Consider the following 21,411-nt stretch of genomic DNA (forward strand, 5'->3'; position numbering starts at 1 on the left):
CTCGAATCACTCCGTCGGCATGGAGGCGGCGTCCTCCGACTCTCCGCCGCTCGCGATGCGCAGGCCCACGTGGCGCCGCGCTTGCAAATAGCCCACCCGGGCCGCCGCCCACGCGGCCCGCGCAGACCACCACCAGTAGTTGAGCGTAATCGACATCTCCAGTGCGCGCACGTGGTGCCACCAACCGCACGGCACGAAGATGACATCTCCTGGATCCAGATCGCCCTGCAGCGGCCGGGCCTGGCGGAAGCTCGGGTAGCGGCCATAATCCGGCCGCTCCACGTCCACCGGACTGAAGAGGACCACGGGCAGCTCTGCGGAGTTGGCGTACAGCGCGGCGGCGTCCCCGGGCGCAAAAAGCGTCCACCGCTTGCGCCCGTACACCTGTACGTTGAAGTTCTCGTGCCGATCATAATGGACGGTCGACACGGTGCCGGCGGGCCCCAGCCAGAAGCCAGGCCGCAGGCACAGCCACCGCCGCAGTTGTGCCGGATAATGGTTCGGCACGCCAAGCTGCTCGTGCAGGGGCTCGATGTCCGCGTTGAGCTCCTGGGCGTCCTCGAAAATGTTGGCATAGGTGATGTAGCAGCTACCCGGCGCTTCCAGCCCAGCCTCCATGTGCTCGATGACGGCACGCAATGACTCGCGGCTGTAATAGCGGTTGCGCAGAAACGCCATGGGGTCTGTCGTTGCGACGCCGCTGCGCCAGCGCTCGACCACGATAGACCGGTCCCCGTAGCGCTCCTTGAAGAACGTCGGCGACCAGCGGCGGCAGGCCGGCCACGACCGAGTCATGCCCGAAATGATGAAGGGCCGCTCCCTCCCTTCCGGCCGTGCGAGCCGCGCAGCCGCTTCGCTGGCCGATAGTCGCTCGAGTGGCTGGGCTGGCGGAGGCTCGTGTGAAAAGCCCGCGTCAGAAGCGAAGAGAGAGTTCATGACCATCCTTACGAAGCAGCGTTTCCTGCGAGGTTACCTCGATCTGCAAGCCGAACAGCTCGGCGGCTAGGTCGCGTAGCTTGGGGCCGAAGATCTTCGGCACGTCCACGCCCACGAGCTGCAGCGGCGTCGGCGTGTGGCCGAGGGCGAGGTCGATGCGGTGCTGCATCGTCTCGAAGAGCCACAGCGAAGCGCGCTCGAGGGCGAAATAGTCCGCGAGCGCATCGGCAAAGGCGCGAAGCGTAGGCGAATCTTGACGGAAGCGGCCGAGAAAAGCGACCAGCGCCTCCGCGTGCCCGGGCGGGGGAACGGCCAGCGACTCTGCGCGTGCATACGCCCAGGCGAACCCCTCGGCGCCCATGCTCAAGCGCTCCTCCTCGAGCTCGTCACGGAATTGCCTGAGCCCCTCCAGCACGCGCTGTCTCGCTTGAGAACCCGCGTAGGCCACCTCGCGCGCCAGGGAGCTGGTCTGCATGGTACGCTGATCGAAGTCTATCGCCGCCTGTGCCAGCGCGCCCATATCCTGCCACCCAGGCGCATCCACCAGCCGCGCCAGGTCGTACGATTGCAGTGTCGAGCGCAGGCCGAAATCGTACTTGTGGATGTCCATCGCCATCAGCAGGTTGAAATATTCCAACGCGCCGGGCTCGAGGAGCCGAGCCATGAGCGCGGTGTCGTAATCACTCGTGCAATGACCATAGAGGATGATGCGAAACGTTTCCTCGACCATGGCAGGCGTCCCGGCGCACACGCTGTGACGGCCGATGAAGAGATCGTTCCCCTCGGAGAAGGCGAAGAGGGTCGCCGGATCCAGGGGAGAAACGCTGTGGTACACGCCGGCGGCGAACGCCATGAGCGCCTGGTTGTCCGCCACTCGATTGAGGCCGAGCATGATCTTGTAGATGACCGCCACCATGGCCGGGATCTCGCCGTCCGCCAATGGATGGTGGGCGCGCCGCAGCAGGTACGCCGGCAGCATCAATCCGAGGCGGCTCACCTTCCACACGTCCGTGAGGCTCAGCGGAGCCTCGGCTCGCCCGCGCTCGCGGTGCTTCACGTAAAGTTCGCGCAGCAGGGCCATTCCTCCCGCCACCTCGCTCCAGTGCTGGGTGACCTGCCGCAACGCCGAGACATTCATGGGCAGTGGATGCCTGTGTCGCGACCCTGCGTAGGGGCAGGTCCGCATCTCCATGGGCACCCCCTCCAGATACCTGCGTGGAGCGGTGCCCTCGCCGAGCGGACGGGCCTCGTCGTCGCGATAACGCACGAGGGTGCCCAAGTAGGACGTCCAAAAATATTCCGGCGCCTCCAGCACGGCCGGTCCATACTCCAGGCCGAAGGGGGCCTCGTCCAGATCCGTCAAATCCTGCACGGGTTCGCTCACGCCCCACCTCCTGCCGCGCTGCTCGAGCTACCGATCGGGTCCACTGCCCACGTGGGCAGGAAGCCTTGCATTACGTGCTCCCCGACGATCGGGGCGAGCGTCGCAATCACCTCACGCTCCACGGCTGTGAGCAGCGGATGCCAGAGATCCACAATCAAGCACACCCGCGGCTGGTCGCTACGGTTCCATACCTCATGCTGAAACGTATCGTCGAACACAACACAGTGACCTTCTTCCCACACGCGCGTCTCACCACCGACGCGGATGGCACAATCTGGCGGGATGATCAGGCCCAGGTGGCAGGTGAGCTTGAAGTTGGCCGAGTCGTGATGAGGAGGTACGCTCACGCCGGGAGCGATCACCGAAAAGAGGAATGCGCCGCCCGGGCTCATGTACGGCTCCAGCTCATCCAGCAGCGCGGCGGATTGGGGGCTGCGCACGCAGCTCTCCGCGATTCGCTCGCCGCCCTTCGCTTGCAGGTAGAACGTGCCCCAGTCCTGCGCCCGGAGGTGCGCGAAGCGGTCGGGATGCTCGTCCAGATAGGGCCGCAAATCCTCTGGAGTGACGACCTTCAGATACTCCTCGCGTAAGCGGGGCGCCGCCCGCTCCAGCGTCTCCACGGCCTCACGCAACGTTACGTGCTCCAAGGGATCCACGTAGGGCGTGCGCGTGAGCCCCGGGAAGAAAAAAAGGTTGGGACGTTGGTAGGTCGGCAGCTCCGGGAGCGGCGCTCCGCCGAAGTTGATGCGGAGGCACTCCTCGAGACGGGCAAGCTCCGAAGGGGGGTAGCGATGCCGGAACCCCTCCATCAACTGCGACACGGCGTCCAAGGCTCGGGCCGACGTAGAGTTCAAGCTCATTTCGTTTCAACCATCTTTGTGAGATAACAGGTGGTGCTGGTGTACATCAGTTCCATCTGACAGGTCAATGTCCATTCCTCCTTACGCTCCGCGTCCCATCTCGTCGTTCCCGAACAGGCTGTGGACAGAAGTGCGCGAGACGGCCGCACTGGCCATGCCGCTCGCTGGGTTTCAGCTCGGGTACATGTTGATGGGCATCGTCGACTTTGTGATGGTCGGCCGGTTGGGTGCCGTCGCCATGGCCGGCGTGGGTGTCGGCAGTGCCGTGTGGACGGCGTTCCAGGTGATCGGCGTGGGGCTCTTGCTCGGGCTCGATCCGCTGCTCGCCCAGGCCATTGGCGCGCGGCGCCACGCGCGGGCCCGGGCAGTGTTGCGCCAGGGACTGGTGCTGGCCGCGCTCGCCTCGATACCCCTGGCACTGGCGGCGTTGTCCCTCCCGCGCCTGTTTGCCCTCGCGAACGTGGAGCCCGAGGTGGCCTCGGTCGCTACGAGCTACGTGCATGTGCGCCTGTGGGGGCTGCTGCCCACGCTGATGACGGTGGCCGTGCGTAGCTACCTGCAGGCCACGCAGCAGGTGCGGACGCTGGTTGTGGTTATGGTGATCGCAAACATCGTCAATGCCGTGGCCAACGCCTTGCTCGTATTCGGCGACGGCTCGCTGCACGCGCTGGGCCTGCCTGGGCTGGGCCTGCCTGCGCTCGGCGTGGAGGGTTCGGCGCTAGCCACAGTGATATCCACGGTGGTGGCTCTCGCCATCCTCCTCTGGCGGGCGACGAGGGGACGCCAGCCGGAGGAGGTGGAGGAGTCGGCACCGCTCTCGTTGATGCTGACTGCCCTGCGGGTAGGCGTGCCCGTCGCGCTGCAGCTCCTCGCCGAGGTCGGTGCCTTCAGCGCAGTGACGACGCTGGCGGGAAGCCTGGGCAGCGTACCGGCGGCCGCGCATAGCCTCGCCAACACGGTGATGTCCTTCCTGTTCAGCATAGCATTGGGTGTGGGCAGCGCCACGACGGTACGCGTGGGCTATGCCGTGGGCCGCGAGGACGCCGAGGGCGTGCGAATGGCGTGGTTGGCAGGGCTACTCGTCGGCTGTGGCACCATGGTGTTCGGTGGACTCTTGCTCTTCGTGGCCCCGACCGGGGTCGCGCGTCTGCTCACGGACGACGAAACGGTCGTGGCCGCCGCGCCGGCCCTGCTGCGCATTGCGGCGCTCTATCAAGTATGCGACGGCGCCCAGGTCGTCTCCTCCGCGGCCCTGCGAGGCGCGGGCGATACCTGGGTGACCGTGTATGCGTACATCCTCGGTTATTATGCGCTAGGCCTACCCCTCGGCGTGGTGCTGGGCCTGGTTTCCCAGCTTGGGGTCGTGGGCCTGTGGTGGGGTCTGGCTCTCGGTGTGACCACGGCGGCCATGGTGCTCCTTCTGCGCTTTCGTATCGTCTCGTCGCGGCCCATCATCCGCGTTTGAGCGGCTTCAGGGCGAGGCTTATGGCGCTGGGCGAAGGTCGACGACGCGCGTCACCCGTATTCCTTCGTCGAGCGCCTCGCGGAAGGGAGCGGGCATGGTCTCTACAGGACGCCGGGTTGGGCCAGCCATCACCTCTGCGGGAAGTTCGTAGCTATGGTCGCTCACACGTACCCCCAGCGCGCCACCGCCGGGCTCTTCCTCGATCCCCAGCAGGAAGCCCTCGGGCGGCGGCGCCCAGTAACGCAGCAGCACCCCCTGCTTCGAGCTGTCGTCTACCAGCGTCGACCCCTCCACCCGCCGCCCTGCCAGCCACACCGCCGCCGGGGGTCGGGCCGACAGAACCTGCACGTCCACGAAGGCGGCTCTACGCCTGGACGAGATTCGCAAGCGAATGGTGTGAACCTCGCCCTCGGTGTAATCCTCAGTGACGACCACCTCGGGCGCTTCCAGCGATATCGACGGGGCCCGGGATACACGGAGCGGCTCACGCCATTCGGGTAGAGCTTCCAGCGAGGCGATCGGGGATGCATCGCCCACGAAAGTCTCGACCCATGCATCCGGGTGTGCGTCGCTGGACACCCAGCGAGCCAACCCGGAATCCGCGTCGAGCAGATACATGAGACTCGTGGGGCGCGGGTGGCGCGCGTCGAAGCGCTGCGCCAGGGCCCCGCAACCCAGGAGCCCGAGCGCCCAAATCGCGGCGCTGGCCGCCGCCACGGGCGTAGCGCGTCCCAAGGAAGCCCGCCAGGAAGGGGCGAACAGCACGAGCGCCAGCGCCAGGAGGGCAGCCACGAGCCCTGCCTCATCGAGTTGGAGCGCGAAGAAAAGATCATGGATGACGGGGGCGAGCAGCAGAACGCTGGGCACGGCAGCGAGACCGAGCAGCAGCACGACGCGAGGGCGAGCCGTACGATCGAACGAGCGGCACAAGAGCGCGAGCGCCACCGTGGCCGAGAGGAGTGGTCCGATGAAAACGCAGCTTGCCCCGGGCATGGCGAGGCCGGTGAAGACCGTGGGTACGGTCCACAGAAGGCACCCTGCGGCGGCGACTTCGGAGGGACGCGCACGGCGCCTGAGGGCAAGCACGGCGAGCACCACGGCAAGCGTCGCCGCTACGAAGGAAGCGACATAGAGGCCGTTGCCGTAAGATTCCGCTTCAAGGAAAGCTCGGTACTCAGGCTGGAGTATCTTCAACAGCGGCCAGCCCAAGCTCACCAGGGCGCCTGCACCGACAACTGCGAGTAGCAGCGCCCCGGCCTCCCTCGCCACTCTCGAGGGCCGAAGGGCTCCGCGTCGTACGCCGAAGCGGAGCACGACCACCAGGACCATGGCCACCACGGCCAGAAGCGCTCGTGCCCAGCGCTCCGGGTAATGGACGAGGTACGGGCCCCAGTTGATGTAGATCCGGTCCCCTTCTTCGCTCGTAGCAACCTCCCCGGGCCGACGTGCCAGCGCAAGGAGCGTCTCCCCCTGTTGCTGGATCGTGCCCATGTCCATCTGGTCGACCGTCTCCAACCGGGTATGATAGGCAATCGATCCCTCGATATTAGCAAAGTTCAACCCGCGCCAACCGGCCTCGCGAAAGACGGAAAAGTCCGTGTCGTTCGGCATTCGCCGATAGATCTCCGCGTAGAGCGAGCATGCATGCACATGGGGCGCGGCCTGCCCGAGCCGGCGAATGAGCCCGCCGTTGTCTGCGGACGTCTCGAACATGAGAACCGGGCCTTCGTTGCCGCGGGCATCAACGTTGAGGACGACCTCGACTTCCCGGGCCCAAGGATGTGAGCGCACGAAGGCCAGGCTGCCGAGGCTGTGCAGTTCCTCTGCGTCTGTGAACAGCAGGATCACATCGTGGACGAGGTCCGGACCGGCACGCAGCGCGCGCGCCACCTCCAGAAGGGAAGCGACGGCGGCCCCATCGTCGGCGGCGCCGGGCCCGGTGGGCACCGAATCGTAATGCGCCACGAGCAGCACCGCGGCGCCCGGGGACGAGCCCCGGAACCGGCCCACGACGTTCTCGACCGTCGCCGCTGGCCGAGGGATGTCCTGCTGCGGAGCGAACAGCGCCTCCCGCTGCACGTGCCCCTCGGCGCCCAGCGCTTGGAGCCGTGCGAGAAGGTAATCACGCACCTCGGCGTGCCTTGGCGTGCCGGGCGGGTGCGGCGCTGCGCCCACGACTTTCAGGTGCTCATAGGCGCGCTGTGCCGAGAACTCGGTCGTAGGCGCGGCCACATCTCTTGGGGGCAAACGCGAGAATGTACCAAACCCCAGCGCCACTGCGAGCGCGAAGAGAACCAGCGTCCCCAGGCGCGCCGCAAGCAGCACCATCCGGTCCGAACCATCATGCAATCCGAGACACATCCTTGGCTCACGCGGTGTAGGGGTACACCATCGTAGCAGTTCGACTGGATGCGGGCTAACTACCGCCTATGCATCTGCGCCAGTCCGTGTTAGTGTGCACACACGAACATGACTCATGCACGTGCCTTTCCACCTGTCGATCCAGCGTCCTTTGCTCGCCTGTTCGAGCCGCTCACGGCCGAGCAGTTCGTCGACGAGTACTGGCCGGAGAGGTTCCTCCACATCGAGGGAGATCCCGAGCGCGTCTCCAGCCTTTTTCATATGCCAGAGTTGCGCAATCCAACATCGCTCTTCCACACCCATCCGGAAGACGTGCAGCTCGTCTTCCGTGCGGACCCAACAACGACGAATAGCTTTGGCAATGTCTTCCTCCCGCCAGCAAAGGCGGCCGTGCTTTATCAGAGCGGGATGACCGTATCCTTCCCGAACATGCAACGCAGCATTCCCATGCTGGGTGCATTCACGCAATATCTGGAGCAGCTCACGGGTGTGATGCCAGGAACCGTGGACGCGATCGGCGCCCTCTCACGGCCTGGCATGGGCTTCAACCGCCATTTCGATGCCATCGATGTGCTGATCATCCAGATCCACGGCACCAAAAAATGGCACATATCGCAGCAGCCAGCAGTGCGCTATCCGACCGTCAATCACGTAGCAGGCACGCCCATCATTGGCGAATTGCATGCTTACGCCCCACCGGAGGCAGCAAGCTGGGGCGCGGATCCTGCGCCTTCCGACTTGCGAACCGTGCTGCTTCGACCAGGCTCCGTGCTCTTCGTGCCGCGAGGCTACTGGCACCAGACCGAGGCTGGCAGTGACGAGTCATTCTCCGTTTCCATCGGATTCCGAACCCCCTCGTGCGCCGACATCGTCCTGCGCGAGCTGCATCGTCGATTGCTGGCACACGCTGAATGGCGTCGGCCCGTACCGGGGGGCAGCGGTGGGCCGGCGCATCGCACGACAGAGCGGGCGCTCAGGCAAATGGAAGCGCTGCTGGCCGCATTGGATACCGCGGTCGGTCCGATGCGCGCGACGGACGTGCTGCCCACGCGTCCGACCTTCGAAAGCGCATCGCAGGTATGCCAGCGTATGCGCGAGACCTTCGTCCCCGAGGCAACGAGCGGCCTCTCGCTGATCGCCCAGTTCCGCCTGATCGCCGGCCAGCAGCCGGAAGCATTCTATATCGAGCTGGCGGATGGCATCATGCAGATCAGCGAAGGCGAACACCCCAGCCCCTCCCTGAGGATATCCTCATCGCTGGCTGATTTCCTGCAATTCGCGGCGAGCCCCGCCGACGGCCCCGCGCTTCTCGAGCAGGGACGACTTCAGGTCCATCCAATGGATATGAAGGTGCTGGGAGGACTCCTGGGCTCGTTCGCGATGTTTCGCTAGCATGCAGTGACCCCGGCGAGGTCAGGGCGTGGTGTAGAATTTTACACCGACGCGAAATCTGCGCAATTGTGCAAGCTGGACCATTGACAGTGAGCACATTTTAAAGTCACACTGCTGCTGCGCTGCGGTCGATCTCTCTTCGGGAGCGTACAGGCCGTGGACCTCAACGGTCGGAGGGTTGCTTGAAGCGTCGCAATTTTCTCAAGAGCGCAGCCGCAATGGCTGCGGCGGCAAGCGGTGTCGGCGTTTCGCTTTGGGGAATGCGACAAGCCCGCGCATTCGGCGAGGTGCCCAAGGACGCGCAGAGCATCATGCTCCCGCCGGAGCTACGTGCGCAGAACATCCTCGAAATCTTCCTCTACGGCGGCATCAGCCAGTACGAGTCGTTCTACTGCGTGCCCGAGTATGGCCAGGCCGACAGCACGGGCTGGTACGCTTTCCTCAATTCGGGCGAAGTGCTGTCCGCCGTGAACCAGTGCGGCTTCTCGGGAGATTTGACCGAGCCATTCGCAGGCGACGCCAACGGCAAGTCCGTGCACTTCGGCCCCTTCGTCATGCCGCTACGGGAGCGGCCGGACGTGATGCAAAGGGTGCGCGTATCCATCACCGCACATGACCTCGAGCCGCACGAGGGGGCGATCCCCATGGCGCTCGCTGGACGTGGGCTCGGGCATCCGGCGCTCTCAGGGCTGGGCGCGCATATCCAGCGTTACTTCCTCGAGCGCGAGCCCAGCCCTGGGCGTGCGCCATTCTCCTACGTTCTGATGTCGAACGAAGCGACCGGCCTGCCCACCGACAACATCCGCACCTCGGTGGCCATCGGCATGCACCCTGGCGCGGCGCGGCCGCTCGGCATCAAGGTGGACGCGGCAGGTGACCTCGCGAGCCTGCTCGCGCGCGGCAGCGTGGGCCCGAACCGCGCGCAGTACGACGCGCTGATGAATGGCCACATCGAGCGCTACCAGGCGCGGCTGCGCTGGCGAGGACAGGGCGATCCGCTGCGCTCACCACGCCTTGGGGAGCTGGTCGCGGCCTCGTCGTCGATCGCCAATGCGAGCGCCATCATGAACGTCCTTGAGCCGCAGTACTTCCAGAAGTTTGGCGCCTCCAACTGTGGCGACAGCGTGGAAGTCGACCCGATGACCATGAACCTGAAGCTCGCCACGCACTTGCTCACGCACCCCATATCGCCCGCGAGGTACGTCTGCGTCATCGACACGGGCCTGATCTCGGCTGACGGGGGCGGCGGCTACGACACACACGTCGAGAATTCCCATACACAATCGCGAAACTTATCGCACACACTTCGGGCGCTCCTCTCGGTCGTGAACAAACCGGGTGAAAATGACCCGAACAAGCTCGACCTCGACAAGACGATGATCGTGCTGACCACGGAGTTCGGGCGCACCCCGTTCAAGCAGGCGGAAGGGGGGCGTAATCACTGGCCCTACGGTTTCCCGATCGTGTTCATCGGCGGGCCGGTGCGCGGCACGGGCAAGGGCGTCTTCGGCGCGTGCGGGCCCGACGCCCGCGCGACGCAAGCATCAACGGCGCAGGAGAACCGGATGGCGGCGCTGCTCGCGCTGGGAATCTGGCCGTTCGCGCAGGAGAGCTACAACGTATCCGACGTGCCGGGCGCGGCCACGGAGCTTCAGGGGGCGCAGCTCGTGCAGCAGCGGCAGCTGGGGGTGCAGTCGTGAGCGCGCGCGGAGCCTGGAAGGTGAGGGCTTTGTGGCTGGCGCTCGCGAGCGCCTCGCTGGCAGCTTCCGTGCCGGCCTGCGACGGTAGCGGCGTCGATCCGAGCCCGTCGCGCCCCGGCGCGGGCAGCAGCGATGGTGCAGGCGGCGATGCGGGCGAGGACGCAGGGCCTCCGCCGACGCCGAGCCACGTGTGGACCGAGTGCCAGGCCAGCGATCAGGCCTGGGTACGCCGCGCGATCCTGGCCGTCACGGGGCGGCGGCCCTGGGGCCAGGCCGAGGTGAACGCGTACGAGGACGTCATCGCGGGCATCCGCAAGGCGGACCTCTTGGCGGCAGGCAAGGACGTCGATCCCAGTGGCGCACTGCCGCCCGGCGGCGAGGATCTGGTGAACGCGCGCAAGCTGGTGATGCGCGCACTGACGAACGAGGACGCCTTCCGGCAGCGCTGGAGCGACTTCTTCATGGATGCGCTGAAGGTGGTGCGCGTCGAGACGAAGTCGCAGAAGGACTGCTACGGCACGCCGCTGGCAGAGGCCTTCGATGATGGCGCGCTGGCCGCGTGGGTGCGCGACAACGACCCTTCGTCGACGAACCCGCTCCAGCCGGGCTTCACCATGGACCAACTCCTGAGCTCGTCGATCGCGCTCGACGACCTCTCGCCGGTCTACCGCGCGCACCTCTTTGCCATGCTCTCACGGCCTTATACCGCGGGGGCCGTGGGTCCGTACGAGATGGAGCGCGCGCGCCGCCAGAACTTCGGCGCGATCTTCCACAGCGCGTACATCCACCGCGACCTCGTCTGTTTGTCCTGCCACAACAGCGAGTTCTCGGTGACGTACAACGAGGATCCATCGCTGAACCGCGCTTGGCCGGTGCCGGGGCTCTTCGAGGTGGCGCTGTACGGATCGTCGAACGGGCTGCATCCGGTGGAGGAGCAAGCCGAGAAGGGCACGGATGAGCTGCGCGGCCTGTCGATGCTGCGCTACTGGGGCGTGGCCGACGCCGGCGACCAAGCGCCGTACGGATGGAACGGCTTGTCGTGCGGGATGTTCCAGCAGCCGCAGGAGGACGATCCGCTCGGCGTCGACACCTACTTCGGATCGATCCGCTCGACGCCGGACGCGCCGAACCGCGGCCTTCGCGCCAGCGTCTGGGACCTCGAGCGCGCGCTGCATCGCGGCGTGGACCTGCTCGCAGCGCACGGTCTACAGCGCCTGCCCGGGAACAAGCTGGCGGATCCCGACGAGGCCTTTGCGTACCTGCTGGCGGAGAACGTGGTCGAGCAGGTGTGGGCGGAGGTGATGGGCACGCGCTTGACGATCGCGACCTACTTCCCGCGCACGCAGGAGCAGCGCGACATCCTGATGGGGCTGACCGAGCACTTCATCGCGTCGCACTTCTCGTTGAAGACGCTACTCGCCGACGTGCTCGCGCATCCGGCGTTCAACTTGAAGGCGCCGGAGGAGGGCTGCGGCAGCGGTCCGTACGAGGTGGCGCGCATCCTCGATCCGTGGACGCTGAGCGAGATGGATCTGGCCCGGCGCGGCAATAGCCCCGCCGACGGCGTCTTCGCGATCTCGTCGCGTCCGCTGCGGCGCTCGCTGCACCGCGCGATGGAGTGGCCGTTCATCAATGAGTATCCGGAGGGCACCGACGAGGAGATGTTCCAGACCGCGATCGGCTTCTTCCTGAAGGACGGCGAGCCGGGCTTCCGCGGGCTCGACTTCCAGGGGCGGCTGTCGTGGGAGTCGATGTACGGGGCGTGCAGCTCATGGGGCGCCAACGATTTCGTGGCGAAGGTCGCCCAACGGGTCACGCAGACGCCGGGCGCGACGGTGGGCGACGCGGTGATCGCGCTCAAGGATCGGCTGATCGGCGAGCCGTGGGTGGAGCCCACGAGCGAGAAGCCGCAGATGGAGGCGCTGCTCGGGAGGTCGCTCGCAGACACGGACGTCACGGACCTGGAGGGCAAGCTGCGCTCGCTGTGCGGAGAGCTGGTGTCGTCGCCGCAGTTCATGATGGGCGGACAGCCGGCGAAGGACACGCGCGAGGTGCCGAAGCTCTCGCCGCCGGAGGTCTCGTACGAGGCAACGTGCGGCTACGTGGCGGGCTTCCTCGGCAACATCGGGGCGCCGTACACGATGACGTGCGGCCCGGGCACCGTCACTGTGACGAGGAAGTGAGCGACGCGTGGTCGTGCGGATGAGGTGGCGCGCGCTCAGGGCCCTTGCGGTCCTGAGCGTTGCGGTGGGCTGCGGCGATCAGGACCGCGAGATCAAGCCCGGCGACAGCGGCGGCAGCGGTGGTGGCGGCGGCGCGGGCGGCGGCGATACCGCTGTGGATCCGGCTGCGGCGGTGTATCCGGACGTGACGACGTTGCATGCGCTGGGCGTGGTGCGGACGTGCGCGTTGAACGAGGGCGTCTGTCATCACGCGCGGCAGTATCCGGAGCTGGACGCGGTGGGCGACATGCTGGCGCTCGTGAACGCGCCCTGTCAGGTATCGCCGGCCGATCCTTCGCTCGTGCCCGAGGAGTGCGAGCGGCCCGGCGACAAGCTGGTGTTGGGTGGTATGGATCTGGAGATCCTGCGCGTGATCGTGCCGTCGGACGCGCCGTTCCCGCCCGCCAGCGTGGAGCTTTCGCTCGGCGCGGCGCCGCCCTCGCTCGACGTGATGGGCGCGCGCATCCGGCGGCTCGACGACGGGGGCGCGGAGGTGAAGAGCGTGCCACTCGACGGCGCAGCAGTGGGGCCGGGGAGCGACGCGACCTCGGTGAAGATCGAGCTTGGAGGCGCGCCGATCGCGCTGCGCGATTTCCTGGACGTGCGCGTGGTGGATCAGGATCACGTGCGCATGGGCGATCCCAACGGCAACGGCATCGCTCACGGCGCCCCTGCGCCGTGGTCGCAGGTGCATCCGGGTGATCCCAAGCGCAGCTACCTCTACCGCCGCCTGCTCGACGATCAGTACGGGCCGCGCATGCCACTCATCCCGCGCACCTGGAGCCCGCTGGCCACGCGCGCTCTCTTCTGCTGGGTTCGCGGTCTGCCCGAGGGAGCGACGCCGGACTCGCCGGAGGCGCTCGCGCCCATCGACTACGCGAGCTGCCCGCTCGATCCGGACGCGCCCGATCCCAATGCCACGGGGACCTGGTCCAGCGTGCGCACGTTGATGGGCTCGCGCTGCGCGACGCAGGGGTGCCACACCGAGGCGGCCAGGGCGGGAGGTCTGGACCTGACGCCGACATCGGCAGCGTTCGTGAAGGACGTGATCAGCGTGGCCTCCACGCAGCAGCCGAGCGTGCTGCGCGTGGTGCCGGGCCAGCCGGCGGCGAGCTACTTGCTCTGCAAGGTGGACCCGGCGTGCGAGTCGCGTGCCCCAATGACGGCGCTCATGCCAAGCGCAGGCGAGTCCCTGACAGAAATGGAAATCACGTCGATCCGCACGTGGATCCTGAACGGCGCGCCGCTCGAGTAGCTTCGCTCGGGCCGTGACGGAGAGGCCCCACACCGCGAGCGCCCGTCATTGGCACTGGAAGCGCTCGGAAGCGCGCGGCGACCGCTCCCGAAAGCGGCATTAGGTCGCGGGGGTTGGCATCGAGATCCTGTCTGTACTCTCCAGCTCCTTCGTTACGGCATCCGCATTCGGCGCCGTGTCTTTTCGTATACCGCAAACGCACGCTTTCAACGCAGCCTCATGAGCGGCGTATCATTGGCCTCGGCTACCCAGCGTAGTCCAGGATGAAGCAATCGATTTTTCCCCGTCCGCGTATCTGCTTTCATAGCGACCGCAACCGTGTTGGCCGCGCGAGGACCACGCACGAGCACTGCGGCAAATCCCATCCCTCCGTGAGAATGTTGCAGTTCGACGCGACGCGGAGCTCACCCTTCGAGAGCCTCTCGAGCACGAACGCACGCTCGTCCTCCTTCATCTCACCATCGGCGTGTACTTCGTGGCGCTCTCTCAAGGACGCAGGGAACGCTCGCGAATAGACCTCGGTTCCTGCATCTCCCGTTCGCGTCTCCCGCGATCCGGGCCGCCCCTCCCGCTTGCCAGAAATTTGCCAGAACCTGCGTCCAGACCTGTCCGCCGCCGTCCGCTCCTGGCCACCCCGGCGACCGCTCCAACTCCCTAACAGCCTGTGGAATTATCGTCGCGAGCGCCCCGAAGCTAGGGCGACGGAGCGAGGAATCCTGAAGGATTTCGAGCGATGTCGACCGACGATTCGGGGCGCGCAGCAGATAAGTCCACAGGCTGCTAAGATCCCTACAGAAATCAGCGGAGGAGAAGGGATTCGAACCCCTGGTACCCTTCCGGGTACGGCGGTTTTCAAAACCGCTGCCTTCGACCACTCGGCCACTCCTCCCGAACGGACGCCGAACATATCGGCTTTCTCTTCCTGGTTTGTCAATCCCCTGCTGCTCGCCCTCCGTCCTCTCCTCGTCCCGGTCGCCTCCCGGGCGTGGTGCTTGGGACAGCCCTACCACGGAGCGACGCTCGTCGCACCTCCTCCGCGCGGACGGGGCGTGCGATGCTCGCTCGCCGAGGTGCCATGAACACGCCTGCCTTCGTCGTTGATGCCTGGATCCAGCATCCTACCGGCCCGTTCCTGCGTGATCCCCTGTTCGCCACGCTCCGGCGGTGGATGGGCGTCGAGGCGGATGCGCTGCCGGACGTCATTCCCGATGCGTTCACCCTCGGCGCGCTCGAGGCCGCGTCCGTCTCGGTCGCGCTCGTCTCCGCCTGGTGGGGGCCTGCGGGGCCGATGCTCGACAACGATCACGTGGCTGCGTTCGTCGGACGGTATCCCGACCGGCTCGCCTCCGTCGCCTCCGTCGACCTCGCTCGGCCCATGGACGCCGTGCGCGAGCTGCGGCGCGCCGTGCGCTCCCTCGGCATGCGCGCGCTCCGGATCCTGCCCTGGCTCTGGGGCCTGCCGCCGAATGACAGGCGGTATTATCCGCTCTACGCCGAATGCATCGAGCTCGACGTGCCGTTTTGCCTCCAGGTCGGCCATGCAGGGCCGCTCCGGCCCAGCGAACCCGGACGGCCCATTCCTTATCTCGACGAGGTCGCGTGCGAGTTTCCCGAGCTCCGGATCGTCGGCGGGCACATTGGATATCCCTGGACGACCGAGATGATCGCGCTCGCCACGAAATACCCCAACGTGTATATCGATACCTCCGCCTACAAGGCGAGCCGGTATCCCCCGGAGCTCGTCTCGTTCATGCGCGGGCACGGGCGCCACAAGGTGCTGTTCGGGAGCAACTGGCCCATGCTCTCGCCCGTGAATTGCCTCGACAACCTCGATTCGCTCGGGCTCGATGACGAGGCGCGCGCGGCGTTCCTCGGGGAAAACGCGCGGCGGGTGTTCAAGCTAGGCGGCTAGCGGAGCCATTCGCGGGTGAAGTAACGGTCCCAGCTATCGGCCAGGATCGCGACCACCGGACCCTGGAGCTCGCCGCTCGCCGCCACGCGGAGCGCCGCGACCACCGCGGCGCCCGAGGAGGCGCCCACGAAGAGGCCTTCCTCGCGGATCAAGCGGCGCGTCATGAGGAACGCGTCCTCGTCGCTCACCGTGATCGCCTCGTCGATGACCGTGCGATCGAGCAACTCCGGCGGCCGGCTCGCGCCGATGCCCTCGATGCGATAGGGCATGTCGGGGCCGATTTCGCCGGTCTCCACCCAATGCGCCAGGACCGAGCCGCGCGGGTCGGCGAGGACGATACGTACGCCCGGCGCAATGCGCTTCAAATACCGGCCGACGCCCGTGATCGTGCCGCCCGTGCCCGCGCCGGCCACGAACGCGCCGATCTTGCGGCCCATCGAGACCAGGATCTCCGGGCCCGTCGTCTCCTCGTGCGCCCGGATGTTCGCGGGGTTCCGGAACTGGTCGGTCAAGAACCAGCCCTCCGTCTTCGCGAGGCGCTCGGCCACATTGCGGAAATTGTCGGGGCTGTCCGGCGGATCGTTCGGCGTGATGTGGAGCCGCGCGCCGAGCGAGGAGAGCGCCGCGCGTTTGTCGACGCTCATTTTCTCGGGCATCACGCAGACGAGATCGTACCCGCGGACGGCCGCCATGAGCGCGAGGCCCATGCCCGTATTGCCCGCCGTGGCCTCGACGAGCGTCGCGCCGGGCCGGAGGGAGCCGCGTCGTTCGGCGTCCTCCACGATCGCCCGCGCGATGCGGTCCTTGATGCTGCCGCCGGGGTTCAGGTGCTCGCATTTGACGTACACCGGCACGGGGAGGCCCTTGCCGATACGCTTGAGCGGCACGATGGGGGTATGGCCAATCTCGTCGAGGATCGTGCGCGTCTTCGTCATCGTCCCGCGCGGGCCCTGCCCGCCTCGCCATCCGGTGGTGCGGCCTGCCAAACCTCCCCCAGCCAAGTGACCGCCTCGGCGCATTGCCCACGCGCCCGCGGTCGTCCCCCCTCCCTCTCGTACGGCCCCGCGACGAACGCGATGTCCCGGCCCCGCATCCCCCACGCGACAGGGCCGAGTGTATCCCGCTCCCGGCAGCCTTTGCCGTATTTGCGCTCGAAGAGCTCCGCGACCTCGGCCGCGTCCGCCACCGTGTCCATGCGGAGCCGGAAAGCCACGGCGAAGCGCCGCTTCGCCCCCTCCTCGCGCGCCGCCACCACGAATCGATCCCCGCCCCACCCCGCCGCGCCGTCCCGCGCCTGTCCGCGACTGCCGATATCCTCCAGCAAGATCCGCAGCCCCTGCTCGCCCACCACGTCGTCGATGAGCACGCGATAGCCTTGTTGTGCGAGCGCCCCGAGCACGGGCGGCGCCACGGCCTCGGCCGGCTCGCGCGCGAGCAATTTGTCGACGTGTAACAATTGCTCCGTCGTCTCGGGCATCGCCCGCCAGACCTCGTCGACCGCGGGCCAATCGCCGCGGCGGCGCAGGGCCTGGATGAAGGCAAAGCCGTCGGTGTAGGGCGTGAGCAAAGAAGAGGTGATGGCGCGCGGGGTCTTCACGCCGACGTCGGACATCGCGGTCGACGCGACGAACGCGAATCGCACCTGCTCCTCGGTCATCTGGAAGGCCGAGCCGAGCGTGACGTCGAGCATCGCGCTCGTGGCGTCGCCCTCGATGACCGCATGCACGGCCGAGAGGCGGTCGCCCGCGCCCGGCGCGTATTCGACCATCGGCGCCAGGGGAAAGGTCTGGTCGGCGAGGGCGTGGGCGAGCTCGTGCGCGAGCGTCTCCTCGGCCTCCGCCTCGCCGAGGTCGTCCGCGAGGTACATGGCGCCGTCGTCCGGATCGTAAAACCCCGCGACGCGCCCGCCGAGCAGGGCGAAGGTGCCGGCGACGAAATCGTAATCGGCAGGGACGAGCTCGAGCGACGCGAGCAGCTCGCCCTGCGCGACGATCGCGTCCTTCGGCGTGTCCTGTTCGACCGTCTCGCGGATGCGGCGCAGCATCGTGTCGCGATCGAGGACCTTGCCCGGTACGGTCCGCTTGATCGGCAAGCCCCGCGCGCGCGCGACGCGCTGGAGCATCCTCTGCACCGCCGCCGTGCTCTCGGCGTCGGGCGCGCTCTCCTCGTCGAGGTTGATCTCCCGGGGCGGGGGCGGCGTCGGCTGGCTGGAATTCGCAGGCGCAGGCTCGGGCGCGCGCGACGGCGGCGAGGAGGGGCCACAGCCGGAGGCGAGCGCGAGGGCGACGGCCCCGAGCCAGGCGCGTCTCACGCCAGAGCCCCCGTGCCCTGGGCCGCGTCCGCGCGCAGGGCGTCGATGGCCGCGCGGTAGCGGGCGACCCGCGCGTCGAAGGAGAGGTCGCCGGCGCCCGACGCCGCGTTGAAGACGGCCGAGCCCGCGACGAGCACACGCGCGCCCGCGCGGACGACCTTGCGCGCGGTGCCGACCGCGACGCCACCGTCGACTTCGAGGTCCACGGCGAGGCCCTGCGCTTCGATGGCGCGGCGGAGCGCGTCGAGCTTGGGCAAGACGCTCGGGATGAAGCGCTGGCCGCCGAAGCCGGGGTTGACGCTCATCACGAGCACGAAGTCGCAGTCGGGGAGCTCGTAGCGAATCGTCTCCTCCGACGTGTGCGGGTTCAAGACGACGCCGGCCTTCTTCCCGAGGGCGCGGATTTGCTCGACGGTGCGGTGCAGGTGCGGCGAGGCCTCCACGTGCACGCTGATGAGGTCGGCGCCGGCCTTCGCGAAATCGGCGACATACCGCTCCGGCTCGACGATCATGAGGTGCACGTCGATCGGCAGGCGCGTCGCGGCGCGGACCGCCTGCACGACGAGCGGGCCGATCGTGATGTTCGGCACGAAGCGCCCGTCCATCACATCGACGTGGATCCAGTCGGCGCCCGCGGCCTCGACGGCGCGGACCTCCTCGGCGAGGCGACCGAAATCTGCGGAAAGTATCGAGGGGGCGATGCGGATCGCGTCGCGACTCACGGCGCTACGGCTAGCATGTTTTTCGAGTGGGGTCCCTAGCCCAAGAGCGGCTACCCTGGGGGAGCCCGAGCCGGGCTCACGCAGGAGGAGCCGTGGAACTGACGACGAGACCCCTCAAGAAGTCGGACTACGACGAGGTCGTACGCGTGATCGACCGCTGGTGGGGTGGCCCCACGAGCGCGCTCGCGCACCCGATCTTTTTCTACGAGCTCGGAAGGCTCGCGCGGGTGGTGGAGCACGACGAGCATCTCGTGGGCTTCCTGTTCGGCTTCATCGCGCCCGAAGGGCTGGTCGGCTACGTGCACATCGTCGGCATCCACCCCGACTATCGGCGTCGCGGCGTCGCGCGCCTGCTCTACACCGCGTTCGAGGCCGACTGCCACGACGCCGGGTGCCGGCAGATGAAAGCAATCACCACGCTCGGCAACGAAGGCTCTGTGCGCTTCCATGACGCCCTCGGCTGGTCGAGGGCCGAGGTCGAGGACTACGCGGGCCCGGGTCGCCAACGAATCGTGTTCACGAAGGCGCTCGCCGCTCGTTGATCTTTCGCCCCTTGGGCGTAAGGTTTCTCTCGCTTCTTCCTCTTGCTCCCGTTCGCGCGAGGTGACGATGAGAACAGGCTTTTTCGTGGCGATGACGCTCGTTTCGCTCGTGGGATCGGTGCTCGGCGCGTGCGCGAAAGGCAGCTCGTACACGGGCACCGGTGGTGGCGGCGGCGAAGGCGGCGAAGGGAGCGGGCCGGGGCCCGGTCCGGCGTCGAACAGCTCGTCGTCCGCGAGCGGCATGGGCGGCATGGGCGGCATGGGCGGCATGGGCTCGGTCAGTTCGTCGGGGAGCGGCGCGGGTTCGTCCTCGTCGTCGTCCTCGAGCGGATCCGGCGGCGGCGGCGCGTGCAACGAGACGCCTTGCAAGCTCGTCTCGCCGCAGTGCGGGTGTGCGGCCGGCGAGATGTGCCAGGTCGACAACGCGGGCACGCGCGTGTGTGTGGCCGCGGGCAACGTGCCGATCGGCGGGCTCTGCGACCTCGACAACGACTGCGCGGCCGGAGGCATCTGCCTCGCGACGACGGCGACGATCAGCACGTGCGGCGAGTTCTGCTCGACCGACGCGCAGTGCACGGCGCCGGGCGGCTTGTGCGTCGTGAAGCTCAACGACGGCAGCGGCGGCCAGGTCGCGGGCGTTACGCTCTGCTCGGACAACTGCAACGCCACGACGAACGTCGGTTGCGCGGCGGGCACGGGCTGCACGTTCGGGCGCGAGGCGGCGGGGCAGATGCGGCTCTACACGACGTGCCGCGAGGCCGGCAGCGGCACGCAAAACTCGTCGTGCACGGAAGACGCCGATTGCGCGGCGACGTACGGGTGCTTCAACACGGGCGTGAACGAGTGCTTGAAGTACTGCAACGTGAACGCGCCGAGCTGTCCCGCGGGCGCGACGTGTACGCCGATCACGATCGGCGCGGATTCCGTGGATGTGATCATCGGCAACGTGACGTACGGCGCATGTCTCTGAAACTCGGCTTCCAGGGTAGTGAACGGCTGCGGGAGATCGGTCTGTTCGGCGGGCTCGGCGATGAGGTCTTGCAAGACCTCTCGGGCTCGCTCGACATGATCGAGCTCCCGCCTGGCTCGGTGGTGTTCCGCGAGGGCGACAGCGGTCGCGAGATGTTCGTCTTGCTCGACGGCGAGATGGAGGTCTTGAAGCAGTCGAAGCGCAAGCACGAGACACGCGTGGCCGTGCTCGGTCCGGGCGACTGGTTCGGCGAGATGTCGATCCTCGACGTGCTCCCGCGCTCGGCGACGGTGCGCGCCGTGGCGCCGTCGAGGCTGCTTCGCATCACCGCGCACGACCTCGACTCGCTCTACCGGCGCGACCTCCGCGCCTACTCGCTGCTCGTGCTCAACATCGCGCGCGAGATGTCCAGACGCCTCCGCGTCTGCGACAACCTGCTCGCCGAGCTCGTCGCCAACGTGATCGACGAGTACACCCGGCCCAACCGAAACAGCTAGTGTCGTAGGACCGCCGAGCGGTCGCGACGTTCTGCCGAGGGGGTCGACGCGTGTCGACACCCGCCGGTCGTCGTGCACCGAGGGGGTCGACGCGTGTCGACCGCAGCCGGTCAGCGTGTACCGAGGGGGTCGAAACGAGGCGACCCCCGCCGGTCAGCGTGTACCGAGGGGGTCGACGCGTGTCGACCGCAGCTGGTCATCGTGTACCGAGGGGGCCGGCGCGTGTCGACCGCAGCCGGTCAGCGTGTACCGAGGGGGTCGAAACGAGGCGACCCCCGCCGGTCAGCGTGCACCGAGGGGGTCGACGCGTGTCGACCCCGCCGGTCATCGTGAGCGTTGGGAGGACGAGGGTGGGGCCGTCGTTGGGAGGGAGGGCGTCGATCCGTCTCGGCTACTTGCCGCGCGCGCCGCCCACGCCACCACCGCCGCCGGCACCACCGGCGCCGCCAGCACCACCGGCGCCACCGGCGCCACCCGCGCCGCCCGCGCCGCCCATGCCGCCGGAGCCACCGGCGCCACCCGCGCCGCCCTCGCCACCTGCGCCGCCCTCGCCACCAGCGCCGCCTTCACCACCCGACCCGGACGGGCCGCCATCGCCGCTCGTCGTATCGCCGCCAGCGCTGCCCGAGGACGGGCCGCCGCCGCCGCCGCCACCTGCGCCCACCGCGTTGTTCGCGCCCGCGCCTGCGGTGCCGGACTCGGCTCCAGGCGGATCAGGTTGCGGGTTGAAGGTACACGCCGAGATGACGAGACCCGTGACGACGAAGAGGACGAGGAGCTTTCGCATGGCTGTTGACGTTATGCCGCAACCATCATGCCATGACGTGCAACGTCCTTTCCACGAGGAAACGGGCACAAGAGCGGCACAGCTTGGCACGTCTC

Annotated in this window: 18 protein-coding genes and 1 tRNA gene; 9 read left to right on the top strand and 10 right to left on the bottom strand. The window is 67.6% G+C overall.

The annotated features are described in order from the left end of the window. Window positions 1-6: 6 nt before the first annotated feature. Genes POL67_RS50750 through POL67_RS50760 form a run of 3 tightly spaced genes read right to left on the bottom strand, consistent with a single transcriptional unit; the run spans window position 7 to window position 3,141 of the window. Complete coding sequence (locus POL67_RS50750; RefSeq protein WP_271929878.1) at window positions 7-936, bottom strand: cupin-like domain-containing protein; 930 nt, start codon at window positions 934-936, stop codon at window positions 7-9. Next, entirely contained in the window at window positions 914-2,320 is a 1,407-nt protein-coding gene (locus POL67_RS50755) for a hypothetical protein (protein ID WP_271929881.1), read from the bottom strand. Before POL67_RS50755 ends, POL67_RS50750 begins: the two co-directional genes overlap by 23 nt. After that, complete coding sequence (locus tag POL67_RS50760) at window positions 2,317-3,141, bottom strand: aspartyl/asparaginyl beta-hydroxylase domain-containing protein (RefSeq protein WP_271931040.1); 825 nt, start codon at window positions 3,139-3,141, stop codon at window positions 2,317-2,319. Before POL67_RS50760 ends, POL67_RS50755 begins: the two co-directional genes overlap by 4 nt. Before the next feature lie 169 nt (window positions 3,142-3,310). On the opposite strand from POL67_RS50760, the gene POL67_RS50765 reads away from it, so the two are divergent. After that, the gene (locus POL67_RS50765; protein WP_271929883.1) at window positions 3,311-4,645 is read left to right on the top strand and encodes an MATE family efflux transporter; all 1,335 of its coding nucleotides are present in this window, start codon (window positions 3,311-3,313) and stop codon (window positions 4,643-4,645) included. Between the two features lie 18 nt (window positions 4,646-4,663). Here the strand turns inward: POL67_RS50765 and POL67_RS50770 are convergent, their stop codons facing one another. Next, entirely contained in the window at window positions 4,664-6,973 is a 2,310-nt protein-coding gene (locus POL67_RS50770; protein ID WP_271929886.1) for a M20/M25/M40 family metallo-hydrolase, read from the bottom strand. 141 nt (window positions 6,974-7,114) lie between these two features. Between POL67_RS50770 and POL67_RS50775 the strand changes: the two genes are divergently transcribed. The 4 genes from POL67_RS50775 (at window position 7,115) to POL67_RS50790 (ending at window position 13,575) form a co-directional block, all read left to right on the top strand. Then, window positions 7,115-8,398 carry a JmjC domain-containing protein gene (locus POL67_RS50775; protein WP_271929889.1) on the top strand — a complete coding sequence of 428 codons (1,284 nt, stop codon included), beginning with the start codon at window positions 7,115-7,117 and terminating at the stop codon, window positions 8,396-8,398. Between the two features lie 182 nt (window positions 8,399-8,580). Next, window positions 8,581-10,098, top strand: coding sequence for a DUF1501 domain-containing protein (locus POL67_RS50780; protein ID WP_271929892.1), 1,518 nt, complete (start codon window positions 8,581-8,583; stop codon window positions 10,096-10,098). Next, window positions 10,095-12,281, top strand: a complete 2,187-nt coding sequence (locus tag POL67_RS50785; protein WP_271929894.1) for a hypothetical protein — start codon at window positions 10,095-10,097, stop codon at window positions 12,279-12,281. Before POL67_RS50780 ends, POL67_RS50785 begins: the two co-directional genes overlap by 4 nt. 7 nt (window positions 12,282-12,288) lie before the next feature. Beyond that, window positions 12,289-13,575, top strand: a complete 1,287-nt coding sequence (locus POL67_RS50790; protein ID WP_271929896.1) for a hypothetical protein — start codon at window positions 12,289-12,291, stop codon at window positions 13,573-13,575. 301 nt (window positions 13,576-13,876) lie between these two features. On the opposite strand, the gene POL67_RS54435 is transcribed toward POL67_RS50790, so the two are convergent. Both POL67_RS54435 and POL67_RS50795 read right to left on the bottom strand, forming a co-directional pair. After that, complete coding sequence (locus tag POL67_RS54435) at window positions 13,877-14,065, bottom strand: helicase-related protein (RefSeq protein ID WP_373372391.1); 189 nt, start codon at window positions 14,063-14,065, stop codon at window positions 13,877-13,879. A 312-nt stretch (window positions 14,066-14,377) separates the two neighbouring features. Continuing rightward, a tRNA-Ser gene (locus tag POL67_RS50795) sits at window positions 14,378-14,464 on the bottom strand. 186 nt (window positions 14,465-14,650) lie between these two features. Here POL67_RS50795 and POL67_RS50800 point away from each other — a divergent pair. Next, window positions 14,651-15,487 (top strand): amidohydrolase family protein, encoded by an 837-nt coding sequence (locus POL67_RS50800; RefSeq protein ID WP_271929899.1) that lies wholly within the window; start codon window positions 14,651-14,653, stop codon window positions 15,485-15,487. On the opposite strand, the gene POL67_RS50805 is transcribed toward POL67_RS50800, so the two are convergent. From POL67_RS50805 to rpe, 3 genes are read right to left on the bottom strand one after another with little or no spacing between them, the layout of a single operon-like run. Continuing rightward, the gene (locus tag POL67_RS50805; RefSeq protein ID WP_271929902.1) at window positions 15,484-16,422 is read right to left on the bottom strand and encodes a PLP-dependent cysteine synthase family protein; all 939 of its coding nucleotides are present in this window, start codon (window positions 16,420-16,422) and stop codon (window positions 15,484-15,486) included. The two genes, POL67_RS50800 and POL67_RS50805, sit on opposite strands and share 4 nt — an antisense overlap. After that, window positions 16,419-17,798: a hypothetical protein gene (locus POL67_RS50810; protein WP_271929904.1), complete on the bottom strand. Its 1,380-nt coding sequence runs from the start codon at window positions 17,796-17,798 to the stop codon at window positions 16,419-16,421. Before POL67_RS50810 ends, POL67_RS50805 begins: the two co-directional genes overlap by 4 nt. Beyond that, window positions 17,795-18,520: a ribulose-phosphate 3-epimerase gene (rpe, locus tag POL67_RS50815; protein ID WP_271929906.1), complete on the bottom strand. Its 726-nt coding sequence runs from the start codon at window positions 18,518-18,520 to the stop codon at window positions 17,795-17,797. The genes POL67_RS50810 and rpe overlap by 4 nt, the downstream gene beginning before the upstream one ends. 92 nt (window positions 18,521-18,612) lie before the next feature. Between rpe and POL67_RS50820 the strand changes: the two genes are divergently transcribed. From POL67_RS50820 to POL67_RS50830, 3 genes are all read left to right on the top strand, one after another. Then, on the top strand, window positions 18,613-19,062 hold the full coding sequence (locus POL67_RS50820; RefSeq protein ID WP_271929909.1) for a GNAT family N-acetyltransferase: 450 nt from the start codon (window positions 18,613-18,615) through the stop codon (window positions 19,060-19,062). A gap of 67 nt (window positions 19,063-19,129) precedes the next feature. Next, window positions 19,130-20,032, top strand: coding sequence for a hypothetical protein (locus tag POL67_RS50825; protein ID WP_271929911.1), 903 nt, complete (start codon window positions 19,130-19,132; stop codon window positions 20,030-20,032). Beyond that, window positions 20,023-20,529 (top strand): cyclic nucleotide-binding domain-containing protein, encoded by a 507-nt coding sequence (locus POL67_RS50830; RefSeq protein WP_271929914.1) that lies wholly within the window; start codon window positions 20,023-20,025, stop codon window positions 20,527-20,529. The genes POL67_RS50825 and POL67_RS50830 overlap by 10 nt, the downstream gene beginning before the upstream one ends. Before the next feature lie 391 nt (window positions 20,530-20,920). Here the strand turns inward: POL67_RS50830 and POL67_RS50835 are convergent, their stop codons facing one another. Beyond that, complete coding sequence (locus tag POL67_RS50835) at window positions 20,921-21,316, bottom strand: hypothetical protein (protein WP_271929917.1); 396 nt, start codon at window positions 21,314-21,316, stop codon at window positions 20,921-20,923. Between the last annotated feature and the right edge of the window lie 95 nt (window positions 21,317-21,411).

Source organism: Polyangium mundeleinium (assembly GCF_028369105.1).
Classification (GTDB): domain Bacteria; phylum Myxococcota_A; class Polyangia; order Polyangiales; family Polyangiaceae; genus Polyangium; species Polyangium mundeleinium.

What these genes read in the sequence shown, in the direction of transcription:
- POL67_RS50750 (WP_271929878.1), bottom strand. Translation starts at nt 936, where the DNA reads ATGAACTCTCTCTTCGCTTCTGACGCGGGCTTTTCACACGAGCCTCCG.
- POL67_RS50830 (WP_271929914.1), top strand. Translation starts at nt 20,023, where the DNA reads ATGTCTCTGAAACTCGGCTTCCAGGGTAGTGAACGGCTGCGGGAGATC.
- POL67_RS50825 (WP_271929911.1), top strand. Translation starts at nt 19,130, where the DNA reads ATGAGAACAGGCTTTTTCGTGGCGATGACGCTCGTTTCGCTCGTGGGA.
- POL67_RS50770 (WP_271929886.1), bottom strand. Translation starts at nt 6,973, where the DNA reads ATGGTGCTGCTTGCGGCGCGCCTGGGGACGCTGGTTCTCTTCGCGCTC.
- POL67_RS50835 (WP_271929917.1), bottom strand. Translation starts at nt 21,316, where the DNA reads ATGCGAAAGCTCCTCGTCCTCTTCGTCGTCACGGGTCTCGTCATCTCG.
- POL67_RS50775 (WP_271929889.1), top strand. Translation starts at nt 7,115, where the DNA reads ATGACTCATGCACGTGCCTTTCCACCTGTCGATCCAGCGTCCTTTGCT.
- POL67_RS50805 (WP_271929902.1), bottom strand. Translation starts at nt 16,422, where the DNA reads ATGACGAAGACGCGCACGATCCTCGACGAGATTGGCCATACCCCCATC.
- POL67_RS50800 (WP_271929899.1), top strand. Translation starts at nt 14,651, where the DNA reads ATGAACACGCCTGCCTTCGTCGTTGATGCCTGGATCCAGCATCCTACC.